Raw genomic sequence first — 17,983 nt, forward strand, 5'->3', positions numbered from 1 at the left:
TTTAATGTTTGGTTGTTAGATCTTCTTAATAAGAAAATCCAAGTTTGGTCAAGCCTTGCTTGACTTCTTCATTTGCCATAAAAAGCTTCCAGGGCAACTGGGTACGATAATTCTCGATCATGGCTATAATGGGTCCCTGGTCAATCGCCAGGTATCCATCGGCATACCAATTATAATGTTCTGAATAAGCATCGTAAAAGCCCATTTCTCCCCAGAGCTTTGCTCCCTGATCTTCATAAAAATACCTTAGGGCATCCATAGATTTTTCAGGAGTATAAGGAAAGGAGGATAATGCGGCGGTAGGAGTAATCACTCCCACATCATTGGTAGGGCTATGCGCCGCATATCCTTCTTTGCTGTCTGAAGCGGTAAGGCCCCATGAATTTTCAGAATAGCCTTCGAAGTTCTTGGGGTTTTCCACGCAATAATTATAATTGATCAGGCTGTGTGCCTCATTCTGCTGCCAGTATTGTGCATACTGATCCTGCAATTTCCTAGGATCCAGCCCGATGAACGAATAATGGCTAAAGAACAAGGGGCCACCATACCTGGGGCCCAAAGGCATATTGATCCCGTAATGATTCCTGTTGGTCACCATCGCTCCATTAGAAGCCCAGCCATCAGTATATACTTCCTTAGAAATAGGATGAGTAGGAGATGAAGCCGCAAGTACATAAAGGACTAGAGCTTCATTCCAGCCTTTTACCGGCAGGTTGATCGCAAAGCCATTATTAGGTGACCAGTGCCAGTAAAGCACGTTCTGTCCCTGGGTATACCAGGTCCATTCCACATCTTCCCATAACAGGTCGATCCTGGCTTTAATCATATTTTCCTTTTCAGAATCCATATCAAAATACTGCCTGCAAATTAGCAGGCCCTGCATTAAAAAGGCGGTTTCCACCAGGTCTCCTCCATTGTCCATAGCACTAAAAGGCCTGGTTTGAGCTGTGCTTCCCAGGTACCAGTGTGCGAAAGCTCCATGATAACGCGGTACGGTTTCTAGGAAATCAAGGATCTTACCCAGCCGGTCTGTGGCCTGTTCCCGGCTAATCCAGCCACGTTCTACCGCGGTTGGGAAAGATGCCAGGCCAAAACCTGTACCTCCGGTGGTAACAATGTCATCTCCCTGGCCGCCGTAAGCATCATCCTGAGATCTTTCTCTCGCCATCCCGCTATTGGGTTCGGCAAAATCCCAGAAATACTTAAAGGTACGTTCCTGAACGAGGTCTAAGAGTTCCTCATCAGAAAGGGAAGGAACCTCTTCTGAAGGTTCCTCCGTTACTGTTTCTGGGGCAGGTTTCCCAGGCACCTCATCGGCAGCCCGGTCACTACTGCAGCCTGTTATGACTAATAAAAACAAGAAACTAAATGCTCTAGCCTTTAAAATCATGAATTACCATCCAGGGTTTTGTTCTAATAGTCCACCGCTTTGTGCAATTTGCTCCTGAGGAATTGGAAACAATTCATGTTTGTTTTCGACAAACGGAACTCCAAAAGCTTGCATTACCTCAGCTGCACGGCCTTGTCTTCGCAGGTCGAATATTCTATCTCCTTCCATGGCAAGTTCAAGACGTCTCTCCTTATAAATATCGAGCACGGTCAAAGATTCAAGATCCTCCAGACCAGCGCGGTCCCTAATTTGATTAACTCTTTCCAAGGCTATGCCTGTATTTCCTAATTCAAAGGCCGCTTCAGCATTGATAAGCAATACCTCACCGTACCTGATCAACCTTACATTCTTTTCAGCATTACTCTGAGCATTGATATTAGTATATGCTTTTTGATTGTATCTTTCATTGGTCACAGTTTCCGGAACAAATCTACCGTCATATAAGGTTTCCCCCTGGAAGATAATGGTACCGTCCATTCTTTCGTCTCCTTCTTCGTATGTATTAACCAGGTCTTCGCTAGGAGAATTGAATCCCCAGCCCCAGCCACCCTGGCCGCGAGCACCTTGAGAAGTACTGTAATTACCTACACCAAGGGTTGGAAGTTCACCTCTTCCCTGAATTTCAAAAATAGATTCCACTCCATTTTCGAACTCATCTTTCCAAATATCCTCATAGTTAGGTTCAAGTTGATATTCTCCGGAATTGATCACCTCCAGGGAATAATCATAGGCAGCCTGCCACTCTTCCTGGTAGAGCTTAACTTTAGACATCAAAGCCAAAGCCGCACCCTTTGGTGCCCTTCCCAGATCTGCAGGAGCATACTCACTTTTTAGAGGTAAATTATTTATGGCAAACATTAGATCTGCCTCAATAAAATCGTATAATTCCTCAACACTGGCTCTTTGGTAAGCTCTATTGATATCTTCCTCGCTATTAGGGTCTGGAATAAAATCTATAAGAGGAACACCTCCGAACATCTGAACCATCCTGAAATACATTAAACCTCTTAGAAATCTAGCTTCTCCAATTAGTCTATTTTTAAGGTCTTCCTCAATATCTACATCTGGAAGAAGAATGATCGCCCGGTTAGCTCTGGCAATACCCTGGTAATGATTTTCCCATAATAGCCTGAAGGAAGCTTCTGTTTCAGTATAGGTATAATCTGCATGATTTTTCTGATAGGTTCCTGTATCTCCAGGATCACTACCTTTATCGGCATTATCTGAAGTTATTTCAGTGGCTCCATACCACGGAAAAGAACTCATGTTAAAACCTAAAAACTGGTTGTAGATAGCATTTACTAACTGCGGAGCAACATCTGGATCTGATAATGCCACTTCTGGTGTTTCCTGAGACGGATTTACTTCAAGGAAGTCTTTGGCACAAGAAAAACTCGCAAAAACAGCTCCTATTGCAATAATTACTAATATTTTTCTATTTATAGTTCTCATAGTTTTTTGTTTATAGACTTAGGTTTACCCCTAAAATGAATGATTGTGTTGCTGGATAGGCATTAAGCTCAATACCTCCATTAGAAAGTGGCCCACCAGTAATTTCTGGAGTATAACCAGAATATGCCTGAGCAATCACCGGATTTTGGGCAGTAAAGTACACCCTAGCATTCTGAATAAATAGCTCTTCAGCAAGAGGTAAGGTATACCCCAGTGTAATGTTGTTTATTCTAAGGAAATCTCCTTTTTCCAGGTAGTAGTCAGATGATAAGGGTACTGCATTAAATGGTGCCGGCTCTGTATTTGAAGGATTTTCTGGAGTCCATCTATTGTCAAATACTTCTTGTTCAATATTCTCATTACTGAACCTATTCGCCTTTTTACCATTGTAAACATAATTACCCCAATTGCCATAACCATCTAAATTGAAGTCCCAATTCTTATAATTGGCAGAGATATTGAAACCTCCGAAGTTTTTAGGAGTATAAGCTCCAAAGAACTTTTTATCTGCATCGTTAATAGTTCCACTATTATCTACATCGTCATATATAAACTGACCATTTTCATCCACTCCTGTAACATCAAGCAACCAGAAACTACCTAGTGGCTGACCTTCAACTACTTTCTTAGTGATCTGGCCATTTCCTATACTTCCTCCGGTATTTTCAGCGAAAAATTCATTAGTTACTTTCTCTAGCCTGTTATTATTGAAGGTTAGATTTCCTCCAATGCTATAGCTAAAATCGTCTCCAATATTATCGCTCCAGTTTAAAGAGATCTCAACCCCTTCATTAACTACCTCACCGGCAGGAGTAAGTGTGGTACCACTAAAACCAAAAGCATCTGGCAATTCTACCGGAAGTATAGCATTACGGTTCAAACGGTTGTAATAATCAATTTCTCCAGCAAGCTTGTTATCCCAGAATCCAAATTCCAGGCCTATGTCGAATTCCTCTGTTGTTTCCCAGGAAAGACTAGGATCGATCAATTCATTAATGGTTCCACCTTCATTGATGGATTCATCTGGGCCGAAAGGATAATTAAGCCCGGTATTGAACGTAAGAATATTTAAAGGAACATTCTGGTTACCTAATTCTCCAAAACTACCTCTTAACTTCAGGAAGCTAATAGTTTCTGAGTCCTTTAAAAAGGCTTCTTCAGAAATAACCCAACCTGCACCTACAGAGAAGAAGTTACCCCATTTATTTCCTTCCTGGAATTGGCTGGAACCATCTCTACGGAAAGTACCGGTTAGAAGGTATTTACTTTTATAATCATAATTAACCCTGGCGAAATAAGAATTCAATCTAATGAGGTTACCCGCTCTTCCTTCGGAAAGTTGAGGCTCTTCATCTCCATTATTCAAATACCAGAAATCACTTTGCCTTGGAACATTGTATCTTGTACCTCTTAAATACTCACCATTCATTATTCCGTTAAAGCCCAGTAGCTCTTCTACCGTAGTACCTAAAGTAAGCTTGAAATTATGAGCATCATCTAAAGTGTGGTTCAAGGTGACAAAATTATCAAGAACCCATCTATAATTATTGTTCTTGGTGACAGTCAAAGTATTCTTCGGACTATCTGGAGCATAATCGTCAACAGTTCTTGTTGGATCTCCAGATAGGAAAAGGTCCAAATTCGGCACAAAAGATCTACTTCTAAAGTATTCAGTTTCAATACCGAATCTTGAGGTGAAGTCGATCCATTCAGCGATATCAGCCTCAATGGTGAAAGTTCCCTGTAACTTTAGATTCTTTTGTTGTTGGTTATTATAGTACAGATCGCGGAATGGATTTCCAACATTATTTATACCTGTGGAAGATCCAAATTTACCAGCAAATTCATTCCCTTCAGGATATCTTACCGGGATAATTGGAGTTTGCTTGTAGGCATTATTGAAAGCCCCGAATGGTTTCGGGATCTCATCAGATAAAGCAGCACTAACCTGTTGGCTAAATTTTATTCTTTCTACTATATCAAATTCGGTATTACTCCTTAAGGTAAGTCGATTAAAATCGTTGCCTTTAAGAATTCCTTCTTCTTCGTAATAACCGGCACTAAAATAGGTTCTAACCTTTTCGCTTCCCGCGGTAATAGACAGGTTATTAGAGGAAATACTTCCTGTTCGGGTAATTTCATCGAACCAGTCTGTATTGAACTCTTGATTAAGGTCGAATCTAGGTTCTTCCCCATCTGCCTGTAAAGCCTCGTTGGAGTAAATGGCGAAAGATCGGGAATCGGCCATTTCTACTTTTCTTAGTTCAGATTTGATACCATAAGAAGACTGGATGCTGATTTCTAATGCGCCCGCCTTACCTTTCTTAGTAGAAACGATAATAACTCCGTTGGCACCTCTATTCCCGTAAATGGCCAGGGAGGAAGCATCTTTTAAGATATCGATGTTCGTTATATCGTTTGGATTAATATTATCGATATTATCGGTTAGAATTCCATCTACTACATATAATGGATTCTGTCCACCAAAGGCGGTACCTAAACCTCTAATAAAAACATCTGGAGTAGAACCTGGAGCTCCCGAAGGGGTGATCTGGACTCCCGCAGCTCTACCCTGAATAGATTGCATAGGAGATGCAGCAGGTTGCCTGGTAATTTCCTCTGTATCTACCCTACTTATACTACCAGTAAGGTCTTGTTTCCTTTGGCTACCATATCCCACTACCACTACTTCTTCCAATTGACCGGCATCTTCCTCTAGTACAACCGAATAAGTATCATTTTGGGTCACTTCAACTTCCTGAGCTTTAAAACCAAGAAAAGTTACTCTAAAAGTATCTCCAACTTCAACGCCTTCAAGACTGAAGTTCCCGTCGAAATCGGTTACGTCATAAATTTCCTTACCGATTACTTTTACTTCCGCCCCCGGTAAAGGAACCTGGTCTGTAGCGGTTACGGTACCACTAATGTTTTTAGTTTGCTGTGCGAATGACAAACCCGAAAAGACGAGAAAGAATGCACCAGCTAAGAATAGTTTTAGTTTCATATTCGTTAGGTGTTTTACTTAATTGATAAGGGAAGGTACGTTCAATCGGCTTTTTTACGAAATCGTTAAAGTACACATCTACTACATCACAGGAAATAATATTCTATTCAACTCTATATCAATTCGTTAAACCCTTACTGAAGTATGGTTTTTAGGATAATTTTAACCCGTGATGTACTACTGTAGTAGTATATTTTTGAAGATTTTTGGGGTGAATTTTATGAATTTAAAAATTCTTGATCAAAAATTTTGTCAAATTCACATCGCTATCCAGCTCCATCTTTTTTCTTAATCTGTATCGATGAACTTCCACTCCACGAACAGAAATTCCCATCAAGGGAGCGATCTCTTTTGAGCTTAAATTCATTTTTAAGTAAGAACATAATTTAAGGTCCTTGCTGGTCAGTTTTGGATAACGCGCCAGGAGATCCTTGAAGAAATCTTCATGCACCTCGTTAAAATTAGTTTCGAAGAGTTTCCACTCGTCTTTGTTCTTAACCGCGTTATTGATCTTGGTCATTATATGCTTAAGGCGAAACTGGTTGGAGAATTTGTTTTTATCCTTATTTAATTCTCCCTGAATTTCCATTAGAACTTCGTTCTTCTTAGCAGCCATCATGGTAGTATTAGCCAACTCCTTTCGCTTAAGGTCAATTTCATTCATCAATCTTTCCTTTTCTATCCTGTTCAATCTCTCGGCATGCTCCTGCTCGAATTTAGCCTCAAGCTGTAACTGATGTTTCTTTAATTTCTGCTGGTTAAGCCAGTAGATCAAAAATCCTGTAGATAATATTAAAAACGCATAAACTAATTTCATGGAGAGGGAAAGGTACCAGGGCGCAGCTATACTAAAATCCAGAGTTGTGGTAGCAGCCTCTTCTGAACCATTACCAAGCGCGGTAAGTACCAGATGATAATCGCCATGATCAAGGTTTCGAAGATTCAGAGTGCCAGTTTCAATGTAACCGCTTAAGTATTCTTCTCCAGATAATTCATAATGAAGCATGGTAGCGGTAGAAACAGGCATTCCCACCTTTAGCGTGAGATTCTTAGAATTTTTAAAGGGGATCACCGGTGAGGAAGCAACTTCATATCGCTGGGATGCATCTGAAAACTCCTTTATAAAAGGAGTACTTATCCAGTTATCCTGTTTCGATCTTTTAAGCTGATCCAGATTGATCCTGGCGAACCCATCATTCAGGGTAACAAAGAATATAGAATCGTTCTGCCGGATAAAATTCTCGTTGGTCTTAACCAGTCTATGCTTGAGTTCTTTCGAGTCCAGGTTTATCACTTCATCTTTAAGATCGGTGATCATTAGACCTCCCTTGTCTGCATCTGCAAATACATAAGTATCATCCCCCTTATTGATTAATCTATGATCTTTGAATTCATTCAACTCCTCAAATGGCTTAAAGGAGTTCTGAAATGGATTATACTGGTACCATTGTCCGTTCACGTAAGCTATTACCTGATTATTCAGGTTATAAAGCCGCGGATTAAAGTTTTCCTTTTCACCCAGAGCTTCAATCTTTTCTACTTTGATATCCTCAAAATTCGTATGAGAGATTTTATATATCCCTTCGTAGGGATGGGCAGCCCAGATCACCTGATCATTTTCGAAAACAACCTCCTTTATGGGAAAACTGATCTCTTCCAATTCCCGAAGTTCCTCTTTTTTGATATCATACAGACTCAGCCCGGTATAGTGGGAGATCAATATATCACCCGAAATATCACTTATTTTCTTAACCGAAAAACTACCGGTACGTGTATCTATAGGAATAAAATCACCGTCACTTATCCGGTAGATCCCTGTATTATGATTTGCGTAAAGTACGCCATCAATTTCTTCCAGGTTCCAGGTGTGGTCCCCGGCATTCTCTATCAATTTCAGGTTTCCGTCCTTAAAATTATAAACCCCTGTATTACTGGCCAGGTAACATTCATCTTCAAATTTCTGAAGATCATACACCGCACCCAACTCACCAGAATTATCGCTATAAAACATGAGTGGTGCATGCAGGTTTACCATATCTACTCCCTTGTCCAGAGCCAGCCACAAACGGTTGTTCGCAAAGGCCATTCCCAGAACTGTATTATTCTGCAAACCCGAGGTATGATTGTAAACCTTGAATTTATCCTGCTTTAAATTGTACTGGACAATACCATTTTTAATAGTTCCTAGGATGATCTCATCCTTACTTACCGAAATTATATGGTTGAGTTCAGAGCTCTTTAAAAGCTCGTTTAGCTCAGAGTTCTTTACCAGTTCAACTTTTTGGTCATGGTAAAAATAGAGGGATTCTTTACTGGCAATAAACAAACTGTCACCATGAGATTCAATATCCCTTATGTTAATATCATCTATTGCTTTCAGGTCACCTTCCAGAGTTTTCACCTGGTCCCTGCCGGTTAAATATACCAGTCCCCTTTTCCTGGGAGCAAAGATGAGCCGATCCTGAAATTTGTCCATAGCCGTGGAAACCACATTAGTGACCTGGCTTATGCTGCCATTTTCATATTTGAATACAGCTCCAAAAGACCTGAAGTATATGGCATCTTTAAAAGCGGTGATCTCCCAGAATTCATCGCTTTGCAAATTAAAGTCCTCCATTAAATGGCCAAGCGAAGTATATTGCATCTGGCCATCGGCCTGCCTTTCCCAGTATCCGAATTCCTGGTAAGAACCTGTATAAATTCGACCATTATGAGGCAAGACTGACCTGATGATAGACTGACTCTCTAAGGGAAATAATTCCCAGCTCAATCCGTCAAATACAAGCAACCCCTGGTTATTTGCGGCATAGACCACCCCTTTTTCATCGAGAGCTATATCCCAGTTCTGGCTGGCGGCCATATATTCTGAAGGAGAATAGTTCTGTATAGGTGGAACCAATTCCTGCGAATAAGTGTAATTATTTAATAAGACCAGTAAAACCAGGCATTTAAAGACTTGCTTGATCATAATGTAGGGACTTTTGTGCAGTTTTTGAGCAGGTGAAATTTAAACATTTTTAGCGAAAAGTTTCGTAAGTTTCGGTTTTTAAACCAAAACCATGAAAACTTTTCGCGCCCGTATCCAGCACTTCACTTTCTATTTCCTTTCCGCAATCGTTTTATTAAGCTGCCAGGATAAAAAAGAGAAGGGAAAAGAAGAAGAAGAAGATAAGATCAATAAAAAACCGAATATCGTCTTTATAATGACCGACGATCATGCCGCGCAGGCCATTAGTGCTTACGGGCACCCGGTTAGTCAGCTGGCCCCTACTCCCAATATTGACCGGATCGCGAATAACGGAGCCAGGTTTTTGAATAATTTCTGTACTAATTCTATTTGCGGCCCTAGCCGGGCAGTGATACTTACAGGGAAATTCAGCCATATAAATGGTTTCAGAATGAACGGTGAAGTATTCGACGGTTCCCAGCCCACCCTTCCAAAATTTCTTAAAGAGGCCGGTTACCAAACCGCCATCGTTGGGAAATGGCATTTACACGGAAGGCCACAGGGTTTCGATTACTGGAAAATACTTAACGACCAGGGTAATTATTATAACCCCGAATTCATCCATCAAAAAGACACGAGCATTGTTAACGGATATGCCACAGATATCATTACCGATATGGGCATCGACTGGCTGGAGACAAAAAGGAAGAAGGAGGAACCCTTTTTCCTGATGGTACATCACAAAGCTCCTCATCGAAACTGGATGCCCCCGATAAGGCATATCAGTACTTATGATTCTGTGAATTTCCCCTTACCTGACACCTATTTTTCCAAACATGAAGGGCAGGTTGCTGCGCAGGAACAACTGCAGACCATTTATGAAGACATGTATGAAGGCCATGACCTTAAAATGACAGTTGCAAAAGGAAGTGATTCATTAAGACATAATCCATGGACCTCAGATTTCGACCGTATGAGCGAGCAACAACGAAAGGCATGGAATGATGCTTACCGTCCTAAGAATGATGCTTTTCACGAAGCGAATTTAAGCGGGAGAGAACTGGCAGAATGGAAAGGACAAAGATACCTTAGGGATTATATGGGGACGGTTAAGGCTGTAGACGAAGGAGTTGGAAAGATCCTCGACTACCTGGAAGAAAATGATCTTACTGAAAATACAATTATAGTATATACCACAGACCAGGGCTTTTACCTGGGTGAGAAAGGCTTCTTCGACAAGCGTTTTATGTATGAGGAATCACTGGCCATGCCTCTCATGATTCAATATCCTCCGGCGATCGAAGGGGGAACCACGATAGATGCGCTTACCCAAAACCTGGATTTCGCTCCAACTTTTCTTGATTTTGCAGGTGCCGAGATCCCGGAAAGCATGCAGGGAAAATCTCTCCGACCATTGCTTACTGGAGAGAATGAGCCAGATTCAGAATTCAGGGATGCGGTATATTATCATTACTATGATTTTCCCGCCTTCCATATGGTAAAAAGGCATTACGGAATAAGAACGGAAAGGTATAAGCTCATACATTTTTATGATGATATAGATGAATGGGAACTTTACGACCTTAAAAAAGATCCCAAAGAGGAAAATAACCTATATGGAGATCCTCAATATGCCGAGATCCAAAAAGAACTGCATAAAGAATTAAAGGAACTTCAGAAAAAATATGAGGTCACCGAAAAGGAATTTGCCACTACCCCGAAAGAAAAAGTAGATCGGGCTTATCGAAATTTCGCAAGGCTTGCCGGAGAAAACCCTGAAACATATCCTGAAGAGAAATCTATCGAGGTGGATTAAGTTCACTTTTTCTGTAAATCAGCTAATTCTTTTAAGATATGTTCATTCCATAAATTTGGATTATTTCCTAAATTTGGAAAAATTCCTATTCTATGGATTTCGACCGAATAAAGGAAAAACTGAGCATCCTGGCCGATGCAGCCAAATACGATGTCTCTTGCTCCAGCAGCGGGAGCAAAAGGAAAAATACAAACAAGGGACTGGGAGATTCCTCGGGTATGGGTATCTGTCATTCCTTTACCCAGGACGGCCGTTGCATCTCCCTTTTAAAAATACTACTTACCAACCATTGCATCTTTGATTGCGCCTATTGCGTGACCCGAAAAAGCAATGATATCAAAAGAGCTGCCTTTAAGGTGCAGGAGGTGGTAGATCTTACCATAAGTTTTTACCGAAGAAATTATATTGAAGGCCTTTTCTTAAGTTCAGGCATTTTCAAAAGTCCAGACCATACCATGGAAAGACTTATCAGGGTGGCTAAGAAGCTAAGAGAAGAAGAAAACTTTAATGGATACATTCATCTAAAAAGCATTCCCGGGGCAAGTGATGAACTTATGCGCGAAGCCGGCCTCTACGCAGACAGGTTAAGCGTAAATATAGAGATCCCTACCAAATCTGGTTTAAAATTACTAGCTCCAGATAAAAACCATGAAGATTTCATGAAACCTATGGAAAAGGTGAAAAATGAGATCATTCAATACAAACAGGAATCTAAACTTATAAAAAGCACCCCGAAATACGCTCCGGCGGGGCAAAGCACGCAAATGATCGTTGGCGCCACTGGGGAAAGCGACCGGGATATCATGTATTCTTCCGCTTTCTTCTATAAAAAATACAATATGAAAAGGGTTTATTATTCTGGTTACGTGCCGGTGAGCAACGACCCAAGGCTGCCGTCGCTGGGATCGGCAGTTCCCATGCTCCGGGAAAATCGATTATACCAGACAGACTGGTTAATGCGTTTTTATGGCTTCGACATAAGGGAGCTTTTGAACAATGACTTCCAGTTCCTGGATATGGACATAGATCCCAAACTCAGCTGGGCGCTTCGCAACCGTCACCTTTTCCCTGTAGATATCAATCGTGCGGAAAAACAAATGATCTTACGCATACCGGGTATAGGTCTTAAATCTGCCAATAAGATCATACAGGCACGTAAATTCAGAAAACTCACCTGGGGTCACCTTTCGAGGATCGGAATAGCGTCCAACCGAGCCAAATACTTTATTACCTGCGCATCCAGGGAGATGGAATTAAAGGATATTTCCAGCGAAGATCTCAAGCAGATCATCCTGAAGAATTCTACCAGTAAGTTCAGAAAAGATCTGAGCCCGCAATTAAGTCTGTTCTAATGAAAGAGGTGGTTCTAAAATATGACGGTAGTTTTAAGGGGTTCCTAACCTGTATCTTCCAGGCCTATGAGCAAAAGCTCAAAGTAGTTGAAATTGTACCGGCCGGCGAAGACCAGCAACAATTGTTCAGCCAGACCGAGGAGGTCACCACCGAAGAATTAAAAGCCCTGAGAGTACTTAAAGCCTTGCAGAAAAAGACTTCGAAAAATGGATTTACCAGGATAAAGTGGGCTTTCCTTAGTGAAGCGCCAGGGATAGAAATGAAATTATACGAGGTGATCAAATATGTTTTTGCCAGTAAGCAGGAGGTAGATAAAGATTATTCCCATCCTGCCGTGTTGTATATTACCGATATCGCCAAACAGGTAGGCCGCGAAAAGCATCGTATGGAAGCATTTGTAAGGTTCAGGCTTACCAGGGATGATATTTATTTCGCCATCATTGAACCAGATTTTAATGTGCTACCCATAATCCTGAAACACTTCCGCAGCCGTTATGCCGATCAAAAATGGCTTATTTATGATATAAGACGGAAATTTGGCCTGTATTATAACCTCCAGGATACCGAATATGTATCGATGGAATTACCCGAAGACATGGGAATTTCAGGCGCTAATCCCGAATATTTTGAAGAAGGAGAAATCTATTTTCAGAAGCTCTGGAAAGAATATTTTGACTCGACCAATATTAAAAGCCGAGTAAACATGCGCCTTCACGTTCAACATGTCCCAAAAAGATATTGGAAATATTTAAGTGAAAAGAGTCCTTTTGCATAATCAAAATTTGTTTAACTTTGCTTCCTCAACTAATTAAACATTTTAACAATGAAAAAATTATTCGTACTATTTGCTGTAGCAACAATGTCTCTTTCTATCTACTCTTGTAGAGAAACTACTGAAGAAAAAACCGAAGATGCTGTAGAAGCAATGGGTGAAGATGTAGAAAACGCTGCTGAAGAAGCAGGAAATGAAATGGAAGAAGCTGGACAGGATGTAGAAAACGCTGCTGAGAACGCAGAAGAAGAAATGGAACAAGAAGTTCAGGAAGAGGTTAACGAAACTGATGACAACGCTTAATCACTTTCTTTCTTAAAAGATAAAAAGCCATTCTTAACTGAATGGCTTTTTTTGATTAACCCTAAATTTAAAACTAATGAAAAAAGCAATTATCCTGGTAACGGCTGCAATCTTCAGCCTTTCTATCTATTCATGTAGAGAAACCACCCAGGAAAAGACCGAGGAAGCTGCCAAGGCTATTGGTGAAGATATCGAAGCCGGAGCAAAAGAAGCCGGTGAAAAGATCAAAAAAGGAGCTGAAAAAGTAGAAAAGGAGATCGAAGAAGAAATTCATGAGACCGACGACCTGAACAACGAAGAAGCAACCGATGATGCTGCCTAGGTAATATTTAAAATATTGAATTGATGTGTAAAGCGAAGGAATCTTCGCCTTTTTTTATTTCTTACGTTCTATCACGTAATTTACCATGAGCTCCAGGCTTTCCCGGTATTCAGAATTTGGATAATTTTCCAGGATAAGCAGGGCTTCCTTCTGGAATTCTTTCATTCTCTTTACCGCGTAATCCAGCCCGCCATTATCCTTTACAAAGGCAATGACCTCCTTTACCCGTTGCCGGTCCTTATTGTGGTTCTTCACAGAATTGATGAGCCAGTCCTTATCTTTTTTCGAAACATTGTTCAGGGTATAGATAAGCGGAAGGGTCATCTTTTGCTCCTTGATGTCTATTCCCGTAGGCTTGCCTATTTTTTCTGTTCCGTAATCAAAAAGGTCGTCTTTTATCTGGAAGGCCATCCCTATAAGTTCTCCGAACCTTCTCATCCTGGCGATCTCATCGCTTTCAGGTTTAACTGAAGCTGCGCCAAGACTGCAGCAGGCGGCGATAAGGGTAGCGGTCTTTTGCCTGATGATATCATAATAGACAGCTTCGGTAATGTCCAGCCTTCTGGCCTTTTCGATCTGCAACAACTCACCTTCGCTCATTTCCTTTACCGCTACAGAAATGATCTTCAGAAGATCGAAGTCGTTATTGTCAATGGAAAGTAACAAACCCTTAGAAAGCAGGTAATCCCCTACCAGCACCGCGATCTTGTTCTTCCACAAAGCATTGATACTGAAAAATCCTCTGCGTCGATTAGAATCGTCCACCACATCATCATGCACCAGGGTAGCCGTGTGAATAAGTTCGATCACCGAGGCACCGCGATAGGTCCTTTCGTTCACCTTCCCGTTAGAAACCATTTTAGCCACCAGGAAAACGAACATAGGGCGCATCTGCTTCCCCTTGCGGTTCACAATATAATGGGTAATTCGGTTAAGAAGGGCGACTTTGGAAGACATGGATTCGAAGAACTTTTTCTCAAAAAGTTCCATCTCCTTCTCCACGGGAAGTTTTATTTGGGAAATTACCTTCATAAAGGCCGTAAATATACATATTTATACGGAAGGAATTCCCCGTAATTGATCACTGAATTTAGGCCGATTTATTCGCCAGCTGGCCGCAGGCAGCATCTATATCCTTACCCCTGGAACGGCGTACCGTTACCGTGATCCCGTTTCTCTCCAGCATATCTTGGTACATATCTGTAGCCTGAGAAGGGGCCTGCTGAAAATCACCATCGTCTATTGGATTATATTCGATAAGGTTTACCTTGCAAGGAACATATTTACAGAATCTCACCAATGCCTGCGCATCCTCGCGAGTGTCATTGATATCTTTCCATACAATATATTCGTAAGTGATCCTGCTCCTGGTCTTGGAATACCAGTACTCCAAAGCTTCACGAAGATCTTCTAAAGGGAAAGTTTCGTTGAAAGGCATGATCTGGGTTCTCACCTCGTTCCTGGCCGAATGAAGGGATACGGCTAGTTTGATCTTGGCCTCATCATCGGCGAGCTTCTTGATCATTTTGGGTACTCCCGAGGTAGAAACCGTGATTCTTTTTGGAGACATCCCTAGTCCCTCTGGTGAAGTGATTTTTTCAATTGCCTTCATCACGTTATTGTAATTCATCAATGGCTCTCCCATTCCCATGAAAACAATATTAGATAGTGGCCTGTCAAAATATAAGCGACTTTCGTTATCTATGGCTACCACCTGGTCGTAGATCTCATCGGGATTCAGGTTTCGCATCCTCTTAAGCTTGGCGGTTGCACAGAACTGGCAGTCCAGGCTACATCCTACCTGAGAGGATACACAGGCAGTGGTCCTGGATTTGGTGGGGATAAGTACAGATTCAACGGTTAGCGTATCATGAAGTTTGACCGCATTCTTGATCGTACCGTCGCTACTACGCTGCATGCGGTCTACCCGAATGTGGTTGATCACGAAATTATCTTTCAGCATTTGCCTGGTTTCCTTCGAGATATTGGTCATATCGTCAAAAGAATGCGCTGCCTTGTTCCACAACCACTCGTAAACCTGGGTTCCTCTAAAGGATTTGTCTCCTTGGGAGACAAAGAATTCCTGAAGTTGCTCCTTGGTTAATGCTCGTATGTCTTTCTTCTTATCCTTCACGCCGCTAAATTACGAAGTTAAAACTGAATGCTTCAGTCTTTTATATTTCAATAGCTTACAAAAAAGGCCATAAACCGGAAAATCAGTTTATGGCCTTCAATTATCTTTAAGATCTTTTATAAGATCAACATGGCATCGCCATAAGTATAGAATCTGTATTTTTCCTTAACTGCTTCCTCATAGGCCTTTTTCATGAAATCATGACCGGCAAATGCTGAAACCATCATCAATAAGGTCGATTTTGGAGTATGGAAATTGGTGATCATACAGTTAGCGATATTGAAATCGTACGGAGGGAAGATGAACTTGTTCGTCCAACCACCAAATTCGTTCAGGGTTTGCTCAGATGATACCGCGCTTTCCAGCACTCTCATTACCGTAGTACCTACAGCACATACCTTTCTTTTCTCCAGTTTCGCCTTGTTGATCACTTCAGTAGCATTCTTTTCAATAAATGCCTCCTCACTGTCCATTTTGTGCTTGGAAAGATCTTCCACCTCAACAGGGCTGAAAGTTCCCAATCCAACATGAAGGGTAACCTCTGCGAAATCAACTCCTTTTATTTCCAATCTTTTCAATAAGTGTTTGGAAAAGTGAAGTCCAGCCGTTGGAGCCGCTACAGCACCTTCTTTCTTCGCGTAAATAGTTTGGTATCGCTCTTCGTCTTCCGGCTCTACCTCACGCTTGATATATTTTGGAAGTGGAGTTTGCCCAAGTTCCTTCAGTTTTTTTCTGAAATCACTATAAGATCCGTCATAAAGGAATCGAAGCGTTCTACCTCTTGAGGTCGTATTATCTATCACTTCAGCAACCAGACTTTCGTCCTCACCAAAGTAAAGTTTATTTCCAATTCTAATTTTTCTTGCTGGATCTACTAAAACATCCCATAATTTGGTTTCAGGGTTCAACTCTCGCAACAAAAATACCTCGATCCTGGCACCGGTTTTTTCCTTATTACCATATAACCTGGCCGGAAAAACCTTGGTGTTATTAAGAACCATCACATCTTCAGGTTCAAAATAATCGATTATATCCTTAAACATTTTGTGCTCAATAGTTTGCTCTTTCCTATTAAGAACCATTAACCTTGCTTCATCCCTGTTTTCTGAGGGGTATTCAGCCAAAAGTTCTTTAGGCAGATCAAAATTGAAATTCGAAAGTTTCATTCCCATAGTTCCTGTTTTAAAGGCTGCAAATATACAATCTCAACATAGGGGTTGTCAAGTAAATGACTATTTATTTGAAAATTAAATAATTTCCTGGGCCTGGAATCCAAGATTCTTAAGATCCTTCCAAAAATCTGGATAGGATTTTGAAACCACGCCGGCATCTTCCACTTTTATAGGGGTTTTCATGGCCATAGGCGCAAAGGCCATAGCCATTCTATGGTCATTATAAGTTTGTATGAGCACATCCTTATTCAGGGAATTTCCGGGAACCAGATGTAGACTATCCAGGGTAATCTTCACCTTCCCTCCCAGTTTCTCTATTTCGGTTTTTAAAGCTTGCAAGCGATCTGTCTCCTTGATCTTCAGGGTATGCAAACCATCCAGCTTACACTCCATACCTAAGGCAAGGCAGGTTACCGCAATGGTCTGGGCGATATCTGGAGAGTTACGAAGATCTTCGTGGATACACTTTGGTCTTTTTGAACTTACTTTCTTCAGCAGGATACTGTTTCCGTGAAACTCCGTTTCTACCCCAAAAGACCTGTAGATCCTGGCCAGGCAGGAATCTCCCTGCCGGCTGGTCTTCCGGTAATTGGAAAGTCTGATCTCGGCAGACTGCGCGATGGCAGCAATACTATAGAAATAAGATGCAGAGCTCCAGTCTGATTCTACCGCAATTCGGGTTGGCTCAATTTCTTTTGTTGGCTGGATATAGATGCGGTCGTCCTTGAATTCCCCTCTGATGCCCGCGTGCTGCAGGATCTCGAGGCTCATTAAAATATATGGAGTAGAGGTTACCTGGCCTTCCAGGATGATCTCGAGCCCGTTAGGCAGCGAAGCCCCAATAAGCATCAGGGCTGAAATATACTGGCTGCTTACATTGGCCTTTAATCGAACTGAATCTACATGAAGCTTTTTACCTTTTATAAGTAATGGAGGGAAACCTACTTCATTTTTATATTCAATATCGGCGCCCATACGTTGGAGGGCATCCACCAATAGCCTGATAGGCCTTTCCTTCATCCTTTTGCTCCCGGTAATTTCGACCTCGCAATTTTCCTTTGCAGCGAAATAGGCTGTTAAAAAACGCATGGCGGTACCGGCATGGTGAATATCTATTAAGCCCCCCCCTTTTTCAAGGGCTTTTTTCAGCACCACAGTATCATCACTGTTAGAAAGGTTTTCGATCTCTATCCCGGGATATAAGGCCTGCAGAATAAGCAGTCGGTTCGATTCGCTCTTGGATCCGGTAATTTTCAGATCGGCTTTTACCTCAGGATTTTGATGAGTCAGGGATAGGTTCATTTCTAGGATTAAAAAA

At 41.5% G+C, this 17,983-nt stretch carries 13 protein-coding genes; 5 read left to right on the top strand and 8 right to left on the bottom strand.

Translation table 11 applies throughout. The annotated features are described in order from the left end of the window. Nucleotides 1–25 precede the first annotated feature (25 nt). The 4 genes from FLP08_RS05140 to FLP08_RS05155 form a co-directional block, all read right to left on the bottom strand. Nucleotides 26–1,390, bottom strand: coding sequence for a glucoamylase family protein (locus tag FLP08_RS05140; protein WP_156274722.1), 1,365 nt, complete (start codon nt 1,388–1,390; stop codon nt 26–28). Nucleotides 1,391–1,393: 3 nt separating this feature from the next. Beyond that, nucleotides 1,394–2,842 (bottom strand): RagB/SusD family nutrient uptake outer membrane protein, encoded by a 1,449-nt coding sequence (locus FLP08_RS05145; protein WP_156274724.1) that lies wholly within the window; start codon nt 2,840–2,842, stop codon nt 1,394–1,396. Nucleotides 2,843–2,852: 10 nt separating this feature from the next. Beyond that, nucleotides 2,853–5,846, bottom strand: a complete 2,994-nt coding sequence (locus FLP08_RS05150; RefSeq protein WP_156274726.1) for a SusC/RagA family TonB-linked outer membrane protein — start codon at nt 5,844–5,846, stop codon at nt 2,853–2,855. Between the two features lie 226 nt (nt 5,847–6,072). After that, nucleotides 6,073–8,814: a helix-turn-helix and ligand-binding sensor domain-containing protein gene (locus FLP08_RS05155; protein ID WP_156274728.1), complete on the bottom strand. Its 2,742-nt coding sequence runs from the start codon at nt 8,812–8,814 to the stop codon at nt 6,073–6,075. A 91-nt stretch (nt 8,815–8,905) separates the two neighbouring features. On the opposite strand from FLP08_RS05155, the gene FLP08_RS05160 reads away from it, so the two are divergent. The 5 genes from FLP08_RS05160 (at nt 8,906) to FLP08_RS05180 (ending at nt 13,359) form a co-directional block, all read left to right on the top strand. After that, a complete protein-coding gene (locus FLP08_RS05160) occupies nt 8,906–10,609 on the top strand; it encodes a sulfatase family protein (protein WP_156274730.1) in 1,704 nt (567 codons plus the stop codon). A 92-nt stretch (nt 10,610–10,701) separates the two neighbouring features. After that, nucleotides 10,702–11,961, top strand: a complete 1,260-nt coding sequence (locus tag FLP08_RS05165; protein ID WP_156274732.1) for a putative DNA modification/repair radical SAM protein — start codon at nt 10,702–10,704, stop codon at nt 11,959–11,961. Then, entirely contained in the window at nt 11,961–12,737 is a 777-nt protein-coding gene (locus FLP08_RS05170; RefSeq protein ID WP_156274733.1) for a TIGR03915 family putative DNA repair protein, read from the top strand. Before FLP08_RS05165 ends, FLP08_RS05170 begins: the two co-directional genes overlap by 1 nt. A 48-nt stretch (nt 12,738–12,785) precedes the next feature. After that, nucleotides 12,786–13,037: a hypothetical protein gene (locus FLP08_RS05175; protein ID WP_156274734.1), complete on the top strand. Its 252-nt coding sequence runs from the start codon at nt 12,786–12,788 to the stop codon at nt 13,035–13,037. Nucleotides 13,038–13,113: 76 nt separating this feature from the next. Beyond that, a complete protein-coding gene (locus FLP08_RS05180; RefSeq protein ID WP_156274736.1) occupies nt 13,114–13,359 on the top strand; it encodes a hypothetical protein in 246 nt (81 codons plus the stop codon). 54 nt (nt 13,360–13,413) lie between these two features. Here FLP08_RS05180 and FLP08_RS05185 read toward each other — a convergent pair whose 3' ends face one another. The 4 genes from FLP08_RS05185 to aroA all read right to left on the bottom strand — a co-directional run bounded on the left by FLP08_RS05185 (nt 13,414) and on the right by aroA (nt 17,967). Continuing rightward, nucleotides 13,414–14,391, bottom strand: a complete 978-nt coding sequence (locus tag FLP08_RS05185) for a polyprenyl synthetase family protein (RefSeq protein ID WP_156274738.1) — start codon at nt 14,389–14,391, stop codon at nt 13,414–13,416. Nucleotides 14,392–14,449: 58 nt separating this feature from the next. Then, entirely contained in the window at nt 14,450–15,493 is a 1,044-nt protein-coding gene (gene rlmN, locus FLP08_RS05190) for a dual-specificity RNA methyltransferase RlmN (protein ID WP_162430936.1), read from the bottom strand. 116 nt (nt 15,494–15,609) lie between these two features. Beyond that, nucleotides 15,610–16,659 (bottom strand): tRNA preQ1(34) S-adenosylmethionine ribosyltransferase-isomerase QueA, encoded by a 1,050-nt coding sequence (gene queA, locus FLP08_RS05195; protein WP_156275664.1) that lies wholly within the window; start codon nt 16,657–16,659, stop codon nt 15,610–15,612. An 81-nt stretch (nt 16,660–16,740) separates the two neighbouring features. Continuing rightward, on the bottom strand, nt 16,741–17,967 hold the full coding sequence (gene aroA / locus FLP08_RS05200; protein ID WP_156274740.1) for a 3-phosphoshikimate 1-carboxyvinyltransferase: 1,227 nt from the start codon (nt 17,965–17,967) through the stop codon (nt 16,741–16,743). Nucleotides 17,968–17,983: the final 16 nt, after the last annotated feature.

Source organism: Christiangramia aestuarii (genome assembly GCF_009735585.1).
GTDB lineage: Bacteria > Bacteroidota > Bacteroidia > Flavobacteriales > Flavobacteriaceae > Christiangramia > Christiangramia aestuarii.

What these genes read in the sequence shown, in the direction of transcription:
- FLP08_RS05140 (WP_156274722.1), bottom strand. Translation starts at nt 1,390, where the DNA reads ATGATTTTAAAGGCTAGAGCATTTAGTTTCTTGTTTTTATTAGTCATA.
- FLP08_RS05145 (WP_156274724.1), bottom strand. Translation starts at nt 2,842, where the DNA reads ATGAGAACTATAAATAGAAAAATATTAGTAATTATTGCAATAGGAGCT.
- FLP08_RS05150 (WP_156274726.1), bottom strand. Translation starts at nt 5,846, where the DNA reads ATGAAACTAAAACTATTCTTAGCTGGTGCATTCTTTCTCGTCTTTTCG.
- FLP08_RS05155 (WP_156274728.1), bottom strand. Translation starts at nt 8,814, where the DNA reads ATGATCAAGCAAGTCTTTAAATGCCTGGTTTTACTGGTCTTATTAAAT.
- FLP08_RS05160 (WP_156274730.1), top strand. Translation starts at nt 8,906, where the DNA reads ATGAAAACTTTTCGCGCCCGTATCCAGCACTTCACTTTCTATTTCCTT.
- FLP08_RS05165 (WP_156274732.1), top strand. Translation starts at nt 10,702, where the DNA reads ATGGATTTCGACCGAATAAAGGAAAAACTGAGCATCCTGGCCGATGCA.
- FLP08_RS05170 (WP_156274733.1), top strand. Translation starts at nt 11,961, where the DNA reads ATGAAAGAGGTGGTTCTAAAATATGACGGTAGTTTTAAGGGGTTCCTA.
- FLP08_RS05175 (WP_156274734.1), top strand. Translation starts at nt 12,786, where the DNA reads ATGAAAAAATTATTCGTACTATTTGCTGTAGCAACAATGTCTCTTTCT.
- FLP08_RS05180 (WP_156274736.1), top strand. Translation starts at nt 13,114, where the DNA reads ATGAAAAAAGCAATTATCCTGGTAACGGCTGCAATCTTCAGCCTTTCT.
- FLP08_RS05185 (WP_156274738.1), bottom strand. Translation starts at nt 14,391, where the DNA reads ATGAAGGTAATTTCCCAAATAAAACTTCCCGTGGAGAAGGAGATGGAA.
- queA (WP_156275664.1), bottom strand. Translation starts at nt 16,659, where the DNA reads ATGAAACTTTCGAATTTCAATTTTGATCTGCCTAAAGAACTTTTGGCT.
- aroA (WP_156274740.1), bottom strand. Translation starts at nt 17,967, where the DNA reads ATGAACCTATCCCTGACTCATCAAAATCCTGAGGTAAAAGCCGATCTG.